Annotated in this window: 10 protein-coding genes; all 10 read left to right on the forward strand. The window is 49.8% G+C overall.

Features of this window, described 5'->3' with window-relative positions; genetic code table 11:
• The first annotated feature begins 70 nt into the window (after positions 1 to 70).
• The 10 genes from HCG48_RS21210 (at position 71) to HCG48_RS21255 (ending at position 13,823) form a co-directional block, all read left to right on the forward strand.
• Positions 71 to 394 carry an ATP synthase subunit I gene (locus HCG48_RS21210; protein ID WP_168570951.1) on the forward strand — a complete coding sequence of 108 codons (324 nt, stop codon included), beginning with the start codon at positions 71 to 73 and terminating at the stop codon, positions 392 to 394.
• Between the two features lie 215 nt (positions 395 to 609).
• Positions 610 to 1,284 (forward strand): F0F1 ATP synthase subunit A, encoded by a 675-nt coding sequence (locus HCG48_RS21215; RefSeq protein WP_168570952.1) that lies wholly within the window; start codon positions 610 to 612, stop codon positions 1,282 to 1,284.
• 98 nt (positions 1,285 to 1,382) lie between these two features.
• Positions 1,383 to 1,661 carry a F0F1 ATP synthase subunit C gene (locus HCG48_RS21220; protein ID WP_168570953.1) on the forward strand — a complete coding sequence of 93 codons (279 nt, stop codon included), beginning with the start codon at positions 1,383 to 1,385 and terminating at the stop codon, positions 1,659 to 1,661.
• Positions 1,662 to 1,664: 3 nt separating this feature from the next.
• Positions 1,665 to 2,900 (forward strand): F0F1 ATP synthase subunit B family protein, encoded by a 1,236-nt coding sequence (locus HCG48_RS21225; RefSeq protein WP_168570954.1) that lies wholly within the window; start codon positions 1,665 to 1,667, stop codon positions 2,898 to 2,900.
• A gap of 58 nt (positions 2,901 to 2,958) precedes the next feature.
• On the forward strand, positions 2,959 to 4,518 hold the full coding sequence (locus HCG48_RS21230; protein WP_168570955.1) for an alternate F1F0 ATPase, F1 subunit alpha: 1,560 nt from the start codon (positions 2,959 to 2,961) through the stop codon (positions 4,516 to 4,518).
• Position 4,519: 1 nt separating this feature from the next.
• Positions 4,520 to 5,422 (forward strand): F0F1 ATP synthase subunit gamma, encoded by a 903-nt coding sequence (locus tag HCG48_RS21235; protein ID WP_168570956.1) that lies wholly within the window; start codon positions 4,520 to 4,522, stop codon positions 5,420 to 5,422.
• A gap of 78 nt (positions 5,423 to 5,500) precedes the next feature.
• Complete coding sequence (locus HCG48_RS21240) at positions 5,501 to 6,367, forward strand: hypothetical protein (RefSeq protein WP_168570957.1); 867 nt, start codon at positions 5,501 to 5,503, stop codon at positions 6,365 to 6,367.
• A 227-nt stretch (positions 6,368 to 6,594) separates the two neighbouring features.
• Entirely contained in the window at positions 6,595 to 9,633 is a 3,039-nt protein-coding gene (uvrA, locus tag HCG48_RS21245) for an excinuclease ABC subunit UvrA (RefSeq protein WP_168570958.1), read from the forward strand.
• Between the two features lie 470 nt (positions 9,634 to 10,103).
• A complete protein-coding gene (locus HCG48_RS21250) occupies positions 10,104 to 12,620 on the forward strand; it encodes an ATP-binding protein (RefSeq protein ID WP_168570959.1) in 2,517 nt (838 codons plus the stop codon).
• Between the two features lie 213 nt (positions 12,621 to 12,833).
• Positions 12,834 to 13,823, forward strand: coding sequence for a phosphotransferase enzyme family protein (locus tag HCG48_RS21255; protein WP_168570960.1), 990 nt, complete (start codon positions 12,834 to 12,836; stop codon positions 13,821 to 13,823).
• Positions 13,824 to 13,847 lie beyond the last annotated feature (24 nt).

Here is a 13,847-nt window from a genome sequence, read left to right on the forward strand (position 1 = left end):
CGAGCGATCGCCTATTTTAAAGTTTTTTTAAATATTGTACGTACGAAACCTAGAATTTAAGGTTAAATCCATGAACTTAGAATATTTTGCAGAATATTTCGCCGATTATTCACCTCTCCTTACAGCAATTTTTGGAGGATTTGCTTTAGGACTATTTTACTTTGGTAGTCTTTGGGTGACCGTGCGTCAACTGCCAACAACACAGTGGCCAATTCAGTTAATTATCGGCAGTTTAATCGGTCGCTTGACGATTGCCTTATTAGGGTTTTATTTAATTATAGACGGGCAATGGCAACGCGCCTTACTGGGATTACTCGGTTTTATTTTAGCTCGTTTCATCTTAACGAAAAGCTTGAAACTTCCCAAAAAGGCTAAGTTTTCGATCCAGAAATAAGCGATCGCTCTTATCAAAAAATGTTTCTTTCTGTACATTCTGCATGAATGTCCTTCGATCGCCCATTTTTCGATCCATTTCTTGGCTGATTTTTGATTAGTTTACTTTTGATAATAGCTGTGGTGCGATCGAAAAAGTAGAACATCTAAAAATGTCTCATTAATGTCTCATTAACGTCTGACTTGTATCATTAATAATTCTCAAATTTAGACCCGATGGAAATTAGCCCGGACAATATTATTTTATGGCAATCTGGAATCGTCAAACTCAATGCAACGATTCTCTACACTTGGCTGGTGATGATAATTTTAGTTGGCGGATCGTGGCTAGTGACTCGCCAGTTATCGGTTCAACCTAAACTGTCTCGACGCCAACATCTGTTGGAAATTATTGTAGATGCGATCGCCGACCAAATTCGCGATGCCAGTCGTCAAGAACCCAGCCAATTTTTGCCCTTTATCGGCACTTTATTTATCTTTGTTGCCACTTGTAATTTACTGACTTTATTTCCAATTTACGAATCTCCGGCGGGGTCGTTATCGACAACAACCGCATTAGCTTTATGCGTCTTTGTTGCCGTTCCTTTATACGGGATTAAAAATCGAGGAGTGGGAGGCTATTTAAAGCATTTTTTGCAACCGTCCCCCTTCATGTTACCGTTTCAACTCATTAGCGAAATTTCGCGGACTTTATCCCTCGCCGTTCGCTTATTTGGAAACATCATGAGTGGCAGTATGTTGGTGGCGATTTTGCTCTCGATCGTGCCGTTATTGTTTCCAATGGTCATGCGCGCTTTTGGCTTGTTAATTGGCGTCATTCAAGCTTATGTATTTGCAATTTTGGCAATGGTTTACATTGCTTCGGGAATGCGCGCTCAGAAGAGCAGTTAACGATTGAAAGCTATCGAATCTAGAGCGTTAATTTTGGTTTCAGTACAGAGCAACTATCGGAAAAAAGATCGTCCAAGAAATAGGAGTAAAAAAAAGCGATGAGCGACATTAGTTTAATTGGGATGATGTCGATTTTTACCGCAGGACTGTCGATTGGGTTAGGAGCGATCGGTCCGGCGATCGGTGAAGGATTGGCGTTAGCAAATGCGATGCGAGCTTTGGCGCAACAACCGGATAAAGCGAATACGATTACTCGTACTTTATTTGTGGGGATGGCGTTGATTGAATCCACGGCAATTTACTGTTTTGTCGTCTCGATGATTTTAATTTTTGCCAATCCATTTTGGAATTATGTTTTAGATCGAAGTGGAGGGTAATTCGTGTTAATTGATTGGTTTACCGTTATTGCCCAACTTATCAATTTTTTAATTCTCGTTTATTTGTTGCAGCGTTTTTTATACAAACCCATTGTCAAGACGATCGCCGATCGCGATCGACAGATCGAGCAACAGTGGAATGAGGCGCATCGATCGCGCGAAGTCGCCGACCGCGAAGCTAAATCGTACCGCCAGCAACAAGAACAGCTAGAGCAACAGCGCGATCGCTGGCTCGCCGAAGCTCGGGAAGAAGCGGAAAAACGCCGCAAGTCTTTAGTGGAAGAAGCGCGATCGCAAGTCGATCGAATGCGCGCCCAGTGGCATTCTAAGTTACGGCGCGATCGCCATTATTTTGTAGAAAACTTGCAAAATCAACTCGTCGAAGAAACGGACAGTTTGACCCGGCGGGTTTTGCGGGATCTCGCCGATGTCGATCTCGAAGAGCGCGCGATCGCCCAACTGATCGATCGCCTCCATCACTTGAGCGATCGCGATCGCGAGCAAATTCGCGAAGCACTCAACTCGTCTGACGCGCCGATCTTAATTCGCACTCGCTTCGCGCTGTCGCCGGAAACTCACGAGGAATTCCTCAATGTAATGGGGCGAGAATTAAAGATTGACGGGTTAGATGTCAATTTTAAAACATCAGACCGAGTAATTGGCGGAATTACGCTGAATATAGGCGGATATCAAATTGCATGGACGATCGAATCTTATTTGCAAGGGGTTCGCGATCGCGTCTCGGAAGCGATCGATCGCGTGACGGTTCCCCTAGATCGAGAGGAAAGCGATCGGGTGGAGTCCGAGGAAAATCGGGAAAAAGCCTTGCAGGTCGAACTCGTCCGCCAAAGTTATACGATCGCCCGTCGAGTTTTAAAAGATTTCGCCGATGAAGAATTACAAAACCGCGCCATCGATGTTTTCCTCCGACAATTAAAACAATTGGACGAACGAGACCGAGACGAGATCGCGCGATCGATCCGAAACTCCGGACAGGCGATCGCAATTCGTACCAGTTTTAAGCTCTCCCAATCAACCCGACAGCAGTTAATCGATCGGTTACAAGAGTGCAGCTTACTCGATTCGGAATCGGTCGAATTTGTAGAATCCTCGGATCTCGATTGTGGCATCCAGTTAAAGCTGGGCGATCGCGAAATTGGGTGGACATTAGACGGATATTTCCAAGATTTAGAAGCGGAGTTGATGGGGATCGAAAAAGAGCTACAAGTAATTCACTAAAGAGAGACAATCTAGTTATTTTTATATTCAACATATTTGCAGACAGAGGACGAAGTGAATGACGAGCGATCGCGTATTAGAAAGAGTTTTAGACGCCACTCAATCTACCTTTAATTCCGTATTGGACGAATATCGACCGCGCCTTCAAGTGCGAGAAATCGGTCGTGTAAAATCCGTTGGTGAAGGAATTGCCAGCGTCTCGGGATTGCCGAATCTTAAAATTAATGAATTGCTCCAGTTTCCCGGAAATTTATTCGGGATTGCATTCAATTTAGATCCGGATGAAATCGGCGTAATTTTATTAGGAGATAGCGATCGTCTCGAAGCTGGAGATGAAGTATATCGTACCGGAAACGAGCTTAAAGTTCCCGTCGGCGAATCCCTACTCGGTCGCGCGATCGATGCGACGGGACGATCGCTCGATCGCGGCGAACCGATTCAAGTAGAAGAACGGCGATCGATCGAACGGGAAGCCCCGGCGATTATGGATCGGGCTCCGGTCACCGTTCCCCTACAAACGGGCTTAAAAGTGGTCGATGCGCTGATTCCCGTGGGACGGGGACAGCGAGAATTGATCGTCGGCGATCGCCAAACGGGAAAAACCGCGATCGCCCTCGATACGATCGTCAACCAACGAGACAAAAACGCGATTTGTATCTATTGCGCGATCGCTCAACGTAACTCAGCCGTCGCCAAAGCCATTTCCACACTACGTGAGAGCGGCGCGATGGACTACACGATCGCCGTAGTCGCGGGTGGCGAAGATCCCCCGGGATTGCAATACATTACCCCCTACGCCGCGACGACAATGGGCGAATATTTTATGGAACGGGGACACGACGTTTTAGTCGTTTACGACGATTTAACCCGCCATGCGTGGGCGTATCGCGAACTGTCGTTGTTGTTGCGTCGTCCCCCCGGTCGCGAAGCGTATCCCGGGGATATTTTTTACATCCACTCTCGCATGTTAGAGCGATCCACTCACTTAAGGGACGAACTCGGTGGCGGTTCTCTCACGGCGCTGCCGATTGTCGAAACTCAAGCGCAAAATATTTCCGCTTACATCCCTACCAATTTAATCTCGATTACCGACGGTCAAATTTATTTATCCCCGGATTTGTTCCAAAAAGCTGTATTACCTGCGGTAGATGTCGGTAAATCGGTGTCTCGCGTCGGTGGAAAGACTCAAATCGCCGCTTACAGCCATGTTTCCGGCGATCTGCGCCTCTCTTATTCCCAATTCCAAGAAGTGGAAGTTTTCGCCCGTTTCGGAACTCAACTCGATGAAGATACCCGACAAACGTTACAACGGGGGCGAAGAGTGCGAGAAATTTTAAAACAACCGGAGTCACAACCGATACCCGTGGCGGAACAAATTGCGGTGTTGATGGCGGCGAACGAGGGGATTTTCGACGACATCCCTTTAGATCGCATTGAAGATGCAGAAAATGCGGTCAGAGAACGGACGATCGATCGCCACCCAGACTTGTGCGATCGCATCGAAAACAGCGAAAAATTGAGCGATGACGATCGCCAGTCCCTCGTGGAAGTCGCCGGGGATGCGATCGCGCCGTTTTTAGACGATAACGAAGTAGAAAATAGCGCAGATAACGACTGATATGACAACTCCAGAAGCCTTAAAATCTACCATTACTCGGGTTGAAGATTTGCAATCCGTGGTTAAAACAATGAAAGCGCTAGCGGCGGTCAGCATTCGCCAATATCAAAAAGCCGTCCAATCCCTCGCCGATTACAACCGTAGTGTAGAAATGGGCTTGCAAATTGCGCTCAAACACCAGTATTTTGAGGGCGATGATTTTGGCGAGTTTTTGGGCAATTTCAATCCAAAAACTGCTCGCTTGGGGGCGATCGTTTTCGGTTCCGATCGAGGACTGTGCGGTCAATTTAACGAACAAATTGCCGAACGGGCGATCGCCTATTTCCACGAACACAACGAAACGATCGATCGCCTCTCGATCGCCGCCGTCGGCGCACGGGTTGTCCCGCCCATTCAAGCCTCAAAATACGAAATTGACGCCCTCTTTTCCGTCCCCAGTTCTGCAAAAGAAATTACCCCCATGGTGCAAGAACTTATTCTCAATATCGAACGGTGGCGAGAACAAGGCGAAATCGATCGCGTGGTTCTCTTTTACAATCATTCAGTTTCCGGTTCTAGTTACGAATCTCGGGTGTTTCCTCTCTTACCCGTCGATCGCCAATGGCTATCTAACTTACAAAATAAACAGTGGCAGAGTAACGTAATGCCCACCTTTACCATGGATTGGCAACTTCTCTTTTCGGCATTAATTCGGCAATATCTTTTTGTTTCTCTCTATCGCGCTTTTGCCGAATCTTTAGCGAGTGAAAACGCCAGCCGTCTGTCTTCGATGCAAGCGGCGGAAAAAAATATTAACGAACGTCTCGACGATCTGACGGGTCAATATCGGCGCCAGCGCCAAAGCTCGATTACCGGAGAACTTCTCGATATTGCTGCCGGATTTGAAGCATTAACTGACCGCTAAATCGACAAGGATGATTTTATCGATTAAAATTCTTTTATATCCGCCTTTGCTCAATCTTCCGCGTCTCGATCCATGTTCGTGATTGAAAAGATCTGCTGGAAATCGATCGCCCTCCTCGGCGCGATCGCCGTTGTAACGCCCCTCGCCGCCTGTACGTTTCCGGGACAAGCTGAAAACGATCGCTATATCCACTTGAGCAGTTCTGAGGGGAAAAATAGCGATCGCCATGTCGATCTTAAAACCCTAACGAAACTGAGCGACAATACGTTTCAATATACGATCGTTGTCGGATCGAATCGGCGAGAGTTGGAATCGGAAGCGATCGTTAATTGTAGCGATCTTCGACGAGTAGAACTGAAACAAGCTCGCTTTTATAACGAAAATGGCCAAGTCGATCGCACCGAACAGCGCGATCGTAAAATCACGGTACGACCGAACGATCCCAATCAAGTTTATTACGAAGCTAATCGCGCGGTTTGCGAACGAGTGGGCGATTCGATCGCCCTCCCGCCACTGGAGGACATCGCCTATGAAACTTATTACAATTCCCGATTTAATTACGCGGTGAAATATCCGAGAGATCTGCTCGTTCCCCAAGGGGAAGCCCAAAATGGAGACGGTCAATCGTTTATTTCTGAGAACAATGAGATCGTGATGAGTGTTTACGGGACTCACCATAGTCTCTATGGCAGTTTGGACGGTTGGTATCGCGAAGCGACGCGGGGGAGCGATCGCCGAGAAGTAACTTATAAAACTCGTCGAGATAATTGGTTTGTGGTTTCGGGATACGATGACGGATTTGTTTTTTATCAAAAGGTCGTAGAAGAACGGGAAGAGGGGGGCGTTTTCAAGGTTTTAGAACTTCGTTACCGTCGATCGCTGCAATCGCAATTCGATCCGGTGGTGGCGGAAATTGCTAATTCTTTTACAAGCAATCCGCAATAAGTCGGGATACAAAATTTTGATTTTGCGTCCCTATCGCTTAGTTCTCGTGCGAGCGATCGCCGATTGAGGAAACAGGAAAAATACCGATCGATCCTTCCCGACGATCGATCGGTCATCTCAGATCCCATGGGGAACGGGACGACCGGGACACGAAGCGATCGCCCGCAGGGACAATCGATGGCTCGAAACCCGCTAAAATTGTTAAGGAATGTATCGCAGACTACCCCATGCCTAACTCTGCTGTCTCTGACAACCAACCTGCCGAAACCGAGAACGGCAAGTCAGTTCCCCCCTCTGTCGCCCCGGCGACAGGGAATCCGAACTGCATTCGGATTCGGGGGGCGCGGCAGCACAACCTCAAAAATCTCAACCTCGAACTGCCGCGCGATCGCCTGATCGTGTTTACTGGGGTGTCAGGTTCCGGGAAATCTTCCCTCGCCTTCGATACGATTTTTGCCGAGGGTCAGCGTCGCTACGTCGAATCCCTGAGTGCTTACGCCCGGCAGTTTTTGGGACAACTAGACAAGCCGGACGTGGAGGCGATCGAGGGGTTGTCCCCGGCGATTTCGATCGATCAAAAATCCACCTCCCACAACCCGCGTTCCACCGTGGGGACGGTCACCGAAATTTACGACTACTTGCGCTTGCTGTTCGGACGCGCCGGAGAACCGCACTGTCCGCACTGCGATCGCTCGATCGCGCCGCAAACGATCGATCGGATGTGCGATCGGGTCATGGAGTTGAGCGATCGCACCAAATTCCAAATTCTCGCCCCGGTGGTGCGCGGGAAAAAAGGCACCCACAAAAAACTGCTCTCCAGCCTCGCCAGCAATGGCTTCGTCCGGGTTCGGATCGACGGCGAAATCCGCGACCTGTCCGACGCGATCGCCCTCGATAAAAACCAAAGTCACACGATCGAAATTGTCGTCGATCGCCTCGTCAAAAAAGACGGTATCCAAGAACGTCTCGCCGATTCTCTCTCCACCGCCTTGCAAAATGCCGAAGGCGTCGCGATCGTCCTCATCCAGACGGACGGCGACGACGAACCGCCGCGCGAAATCGTCTTTTCCGAAAACTTCGCCTGTCCCGAACACGGGGCCGTGATGGAAGAACTCTCGCCGCGCCTATTTTCCTTCAACTCCCCTTACGGCGCCTGCCCCCAATGCCATGGATTGGGCAGTTGGCGCGCCTTTTCCCCGGATCTGGTGATTCCCGATCGCCAAGCCCCGGTTTACAGCGCGATCGCCCCGTGGTCGGAAAAAGATAGCACCTATTACCTCAGCGTCCTCCACAGCGTCGGAAAGGCGTTCGGGTTCGACATCAACACGCGCTGGAAAGACCTCACCCCGACCCAAGAAGCGGTGTTACTCAACGGATCCTCCGAACCGATCTGGATCGAAACCGAATCGCGCTATCGAGACACCAAAGGCTATTACCGCCATTTCCCCGGGGTGTTGGGAATGCTGCAACGCCAGTACGAGGAAAGCAGTTCGGAAACCCAAAAGCAAAAACTCGAAGTCTATCTCGTCGATCTCCCCTGCGAACAGTGCGGCGGAAAACGGCTCAAACCCGAAGCCCTCGCCGTTCGCGTCGGACAGTACGGGATTCTCGACCTGACCGGAGTTTCGATCGCCGAAGCCCTCGATCGCGTCAATGACTTGGAATTGAGCGATCGCCAAGCTCAAATCGCCGAACTGGTCTTGCGGGAAGTGCGATCGCGCCTCCAATTCCTCCTCGATGTCGGCTTGGACTACCTCACCCTCGATCGCCCCGCCATGACCCTTTCCGGCGGCGAAGCCCAACGCATTCGCCTCGCCACCCAGATCGGAAGCGGACTCACCGGGGTGCTTTACGTCCTCGACGAACCCAGCATCGGACTGCACCAACGGGATAACAGCCGTCTCCTCGACACCCTCACCAAACTCAGAAACCTCGGCAATACCTTAATTGTGGTCGAACACGACGAAGACACGATCCGTGCTGCCGATTGCATCGTCGATATCGGTCCCGGGGCCGGGGTTCACGGCGGGGCGATCGTCGCCCAAGGGTCTCTCGAAACCCTCCTCGATGCAGAAGAGTCCCTCACCGGGGCTTATTTGTCCGGGCGCCGCGCGATCGCCACCCCCACCGCAAGACGACCGGGAAACGGGCGATCGCTGATCCTCAAAAACTGTCGGCGCAACAACCTCAAAAACATCGACGTAACCCTGCCCCTCGGCAAACTCCTGTGCATCACCGGGGTCTCCGGTTCCGGGAAATCCACCCTCGTCGAAGAACTGCTCTATCCGGCGCTGCAACACCACCTCACCCGCAAAGTCCCCCTTCCCGAAGACCTCGACGCCCTCGAAACCCCGGGTACGAAAACCATTAAAGATGTCGTCGATAAAACCATCGTCATCGACCAATCGCCGATCGGCAGAACCCCGCGATCGAACCCCGCCACCTATACCGGAGTATTCGACGTCATCCGCGCCCTATTCGCCGAAACCATCGAAGCTAAAGCCCGGGGCTACAAACCCGGTCGCTTCTCTTTCAACGTCAAAGGCGGACGCTGCGAAGCCTGCGGCGGTCAAGGCGTCAACGTCATTTCGATGAACTTCCTCCCCGACGTTTACGTGCAGTGCGACGTGTGCAAAGGAGCGCGCTACAACCGCGAAACCTTGCAAGTCAAATACAAAGGCAAATCGATCGCCGACGTCCTCAACATGACCGTCGAGGAAGCGTGCGCTCTATTTGAAAATATCCCTCGCGCCGCCACCCGCCTGCAAACCTTGGTCGATGTCGGACTCGGTTACATTCATTTAGGACAACCCGCCCCTACCCTGTCCGGGGGCGAAGCCCAACGGGTCAAACTCGCCACGGAATTATCCCGCCGGGCCACGGGAAAAACCCTTTATTTAATCGACGAACCGACTACGGGACTGTCATTTTACGACGTTCACCAACTGTTAAATGTTTTGCAGCGATTAGTCGATAAAGGTAACTCCGTTCTGATTATCGAACACAATTTGGACGTGATTCGTTGTGCGGATTGGATTATCGATCTCGGTCCGGAAGGGGGCGATAAAGGGGGCGAAGCGATCGCGATCGGCACCCCCGAACAAATCGCCGAACATCCCTTTTCTTATACAGGAAAGTATCTTAAGGAGGTGTTGAAGGGGAAAGGGAAAAGTGAAAAGTTAAAAGTGAAGAGTGAAAAGGGGAAAGGGGAAAGGGGAAAGGGGAAAGTGAACAGTGAAAAGGAGAAAGGGGAAAGGAGAAAGTGAACAGTGAAAAGTGAAAAGGTATTTACAGGGGGGGAATCCTTCAAGTTGGCTTGGGATTGCCCCCTTGCCTAGGACGGTAACCGCCTCGATCTAGAAGCCGATTTCTCCACTGTAATAGCATTTAAGCAAATGCTTTAATCTCCGTAAATCATACGTTTTTGGGCATATTTTAGCGGCATCTTTTATCACTGGCTCGGACTTGACCGAAACAAGAGAATTTGCACGATTCTCCGACGATCGCCCCCGTTAGAATAAAGTTTCTCTCCCGCAACTTCGCGATCCCTATCGGGTAGGGGCGATCGGGGAATGACGGCTTTCTAATTCCGCCACGAGGCGATCGCCTTATCCTCAATCGGGTTAAAATGTTTAAGAATGTAACGATTTTATAAATTCGAGTCAAGAAATAAATTGGATTTCTATAATATTAAACAACTCAATTCAGGTTTGGGCGATCGCGCGACTGCACGTCAATGAATAGCAACCTCCATTCCACATATCCCGAAGTCGATCTGACAAATTGCGACCGGGAACCCATACATATCCCCGGTTCCATTCAACCGCACGGATTGCTGTTGGCTTTCAAAGAGCATACCTTCGAGATCGTACAAGCCAGCACCAATATCGCCACCATTTTTCAATGCCAAGTCCGTGAATTAATCGGTCAATCTCTCAGTCTATTATTAGATCCTACAGATCTCGAACTGCTGTCCCATCATCTCAGACAAGAAGATATTAGCGGCAGAAATCCGATTCCCCTGTCCGCCGAAGCAGAAGGGAGAAAGTTATTATTTGACGGAATTATCCACCGAAACGATGGATTAGTCATTTTAGAGTTAGAACCCGCTCGCACGCGATCGAACCTTTCATTTTTAAACGTTTACGACTTACTGAGAAATTCAATTTCCACGATCCAAAACACCGCGACCTTGCAGGAACTCTGCGAAAAAATGGTTCGGGAAATTGGCAAACTCACGGGATTCGATCGCGTGATGATGTACCAGCTCGATCCCGTGGAAGGTTACGGAACCGTAATCGCCGAATGCAAAGCGCCGCAGTTAGAGCCTTATTTAGGATTGCGCTATCCCGCGTCGGACATTCCCAAACAAGCGCGCCAACTGTATTACTCAAATTGGTTGCGAATTATTCCCGACATTCGCTATCAAGCGAGTCCGATTGTTCCCGAACTCAATCCCTTCACCGAGCGCCCCTTAGACTTGAGTTTTTCAGTATTGCGCAGTGTTTCCCCCATTCACATTCAATATTTAGAAAATATGGGGGTGCGCGCCTCGATGTCAATCTCCCTGATTCATAAAGATCGCTTGTGGGGATTGATCGCCTGCCACCACCATTCACCGAAATATATCGCTTACGAAGTCCGAAAAACCTGCGAATTTCTCGGACAAATTATGTCTTTGGAAATTGATTCCAAAGAAAACAATCAAGATTACGACTACAAAATCGAATTAAAATCAATCGTCACCCGCTTAATCGAATATATGTCCGTTGAAGACAACTTTATCGATGGTTTAGTCGGGCGACAACCCAATGTTTTAGAGTTGGTTGGAGCTTCGGGAGCGGCGATTTATTTTGACGATCGCTTCCGAGCGATCGGCAAAACTCCCGACAAAGAACGACTCGATAAATTAATCGACTGGATCGAAAGCGCGATCGGCGACGAACCCATATTTCAAACCGATTGTTTGTCCAAATTTTATAAAGAAGCGGAGCAATTCAAACAGACGGCGAGCGGCTTATTAGCGATTCCGATCGCCCAAAATCCGAGGAAATACGTTCTCTGGTTTCGACCGGAAGTCGTGCAAACGGTGAAATGGGGAGGAAACCCCAACAAACCTGTAGAAGTGCGCGAAGATGGCAGCGAATCGTTAACGCCGCGCCACTCGTTCGATTTGTGGAAAGAAACCGTTTACGGGCGATCGTTGCCCTGGAAAGCGTGCGAAGTCGATGCCGCTTTAGAGTTGAGAACCGCACTCATTAATATTGTTTTACGAAAAGCCGAAGAACTGCAACGGCTCAACGAAGCTTTACAACATTCCGAAGCCCATTCTCGGCAACAAGCCAGTAAACTAGCCGAAGCCTTAGAACGGCTCAAACGCACTCAAACCCAACTGATTCAAACCGAGAAAATGTCGAGTTTGGGTCAGTTAGTCGCTGGAATCGCCCATGAAATTAACAATCCGATTAACTTCATTTACGGCAATCTCACCCATGCGGATAACTACACCCAAGATTTAATTAATTTACTCTATCTCTACCGCAATCATCATCCCGTGACGCCGCCGGATATCGAAGCTCAAGCGGAGGAAGTCGATTTAGAGTTTTTGATTGAAGATTTGCCGAAAGTTTTGCAATCGATGAAAGTCGGGGCGGAACGAGTGCGAGAAATCGTGCGGAGTTTGCGAAGTTTTTCCCGTCTCGACGAAGCCGACATGAAACCCGTGGATATTCACGAAGGCATTGAAAATACATTAATGATTTTGCAATATCGCCTCAATCCGGAACAGAAAGGCGGTATTGAAATTATTAGAGAATATCAGGAGTTGCCGTTAGTGGAATGCTACGCGGGTCAACTCAATCAAGTATTCATGAATATCATCAGCAACGCGATCGACGCCCTCGACGGGAATAAGGGGACAAGAAAAATCCACGCCGACAAACCGCCAAAAATTTGGATTAGAACTGCAATTAAAGATCGCGATTGGGTCTCGATCCGAATTGCCGATAACGGTCCGGGGATTGAAGAATCGGTCTTGGCGCGGTTGTTCGATCCATTCTTTACCACGAAACCGACCGGGAAAGGGACGGGTTTGGGCTTGGCGATCGGCTATCAGATTATTACCGAAAAACATGGCGGCAAATTGTACTGTGTTTCGCAAAAGAAACGCGGGGCGGAATTTGTGATTGAAATTCCCCAACGCCAACCGCTTCAGGGGTCCGCCGCCCCAGAGAAAACCTCGGAACGGATGTAAGGGGCGATCGCGATAATTCTCGATTTTGGGGTCGGCAGACCCATTTTTTTTGTGTACTGTTACACAAATAACGATTGTAGGAACGCAGACTTTATACCCTTGAGACGGTGATGGTTTTGATGGGTGCAGTGGCGGGAGAAATCGTCGTCAACCGTCGAATGCGCTTCGCCTCATCAATCCATCGATCGATTCGTTCCTGCGCGGCAAAATCTTATGATTCACGAGGTCTTTCCGGTTATCTACTCGACCCTGAACGCCGAGGCATTGGTCGATCGCGTTCTCGCCTGCTATCCTCTCGATCCAGTTCGTCGTTGTCAGTTTTGGCATCGCGGCTTGAGTGACGTTTACGTGGTGGAAACGTCACGGCAGATGTATGTTTTGAGGGTTTCCCACTACCACTGGCGATCGAAGTCAGAAATTGATTTTGAATTGGAATTGCTCGATTTTCTCGATCGCCACCACCTCCCGGTTGCGGCCCCGTTGACCACGATCGCCGGAGACCTCTCGGTAACGATCGCGGCGCCGGAGGGCGATCGCTACGCGGCCCTGTTTCCTTACGCCCCGGGAACGGTTCCGGTGGGGGACTTCAACCCGACCCAAAGTTTTGCGATCGGCGAAACCCTGGCCAAAATCCACCAAATTTGCCAAAAATTCCGCCCTCGGGCGGTTCGCCAGTCGTTAACCCCCGATTACTTGCTCGAAGATGCCCTAGAGGCGATCGCCCCTTTCCTCAAACACCGCCCCCACGACCTCCAACAGCTACGAGAGGCGATCGGTGCGATCGAAGCCCGACTCGCCGAACTGCCCCAACACAGCCCCTTTTGGACCGTCTGCTGGGGCGATCCCCATAGCGGGAACGTCCACTTTACCCCGTCCGGACAGATGACCTTATTCGATTTCGATCAATGCGGTTATGGTTGGCGGGCCTTCGATATCGCCAAGTTCTGGCAAGTTTCCTTACGCGCCGGGACGAGTAAAGCCGTCCGTCAGGCTTTTCTCGAAGGGTATCAAGGTGTCGAACCCCTCAGCCAACGAGAACTTGACGGTTTGCAATCCCTCACTCAAATGGCCCATCTCTGGATGTGGTCGATCAATCTCCACAATGCCCGTCTTTACAACTACAGTCGCTTAGACGAGAGCTATTTTACTCAACGTCTCGAACACCTCAAATTGTTACGGTCTTCCTCGTGGCAATTATTTTGATCTTGCGAGGGGCGATCGCCTTAA

It is taken from the genome of Oxynema aestuarii AP17 (assembly GCF_012295525.1).
Taxonomy (GTDB): Bacteria; Cyanobacteriota; Cyanobacteriia; order Cyanobacteriales; family Laspinemataceae; genus Oxynema; species Oxynema aestuarii.

Bases quoted from the DNA above. Each gene is read 5' to 3' on its own strand.
- HCG48_RS21210 (WP_168570951.1), top strand. From the start codon at position 71: ATGAACTTAGAATATTTTGCAGAATATTTCGCCGATTATTCACCTCTC.
- HCG48_RS21230 (WP_168570955.1), top strand. From the start codon at position 2,959: ATGACGAGCGATCGCGTATTAGAAAGAGTTTTAGACGCCACTCAATCT.
- uvrA (WP_168570958.1), top strand. From the start codon at position 6,595: ATGCCTAACTCTGCTGTCTCTGACAACCAACCTGCCGAAACCGAGAAC.
- HCG48_RS21215 (WP_168570952.1), top strand. From the start codon at position 610: ATGGAAATTAGCCCGGACAATATTATTTTATGGCAATCTGGAATCGTC.
- HCG48_RS21255 (WP_168570960.1), top strand. From the start codon at position 12,834: ATGATTCACGAGGTCTTTCCGGTTATCTACTCGACCCTGAACGCCGAG.
- HCG48_RS21220 (WP_168570953.1), top strand. From the start codon at position 1,383: ATGAGCGACATTAGTTTAATTGGGATGATGTCGATTTTTACCGCAGGA.
- HCG48_RS21235 (WP_168570956.1), top strand. From the start codon at position 4,520: ATGACAACTCCAGAAGCCTTAAAATCTACCATTACTCGGGTTGAAGAT.
- HCG48_RS21250 (WP_168570959.1), top strand. From the start codon at position 10,104: ATGAATAGCAACCTCCATTCCACATATCCCGAAGTCGATCTGACAAAT.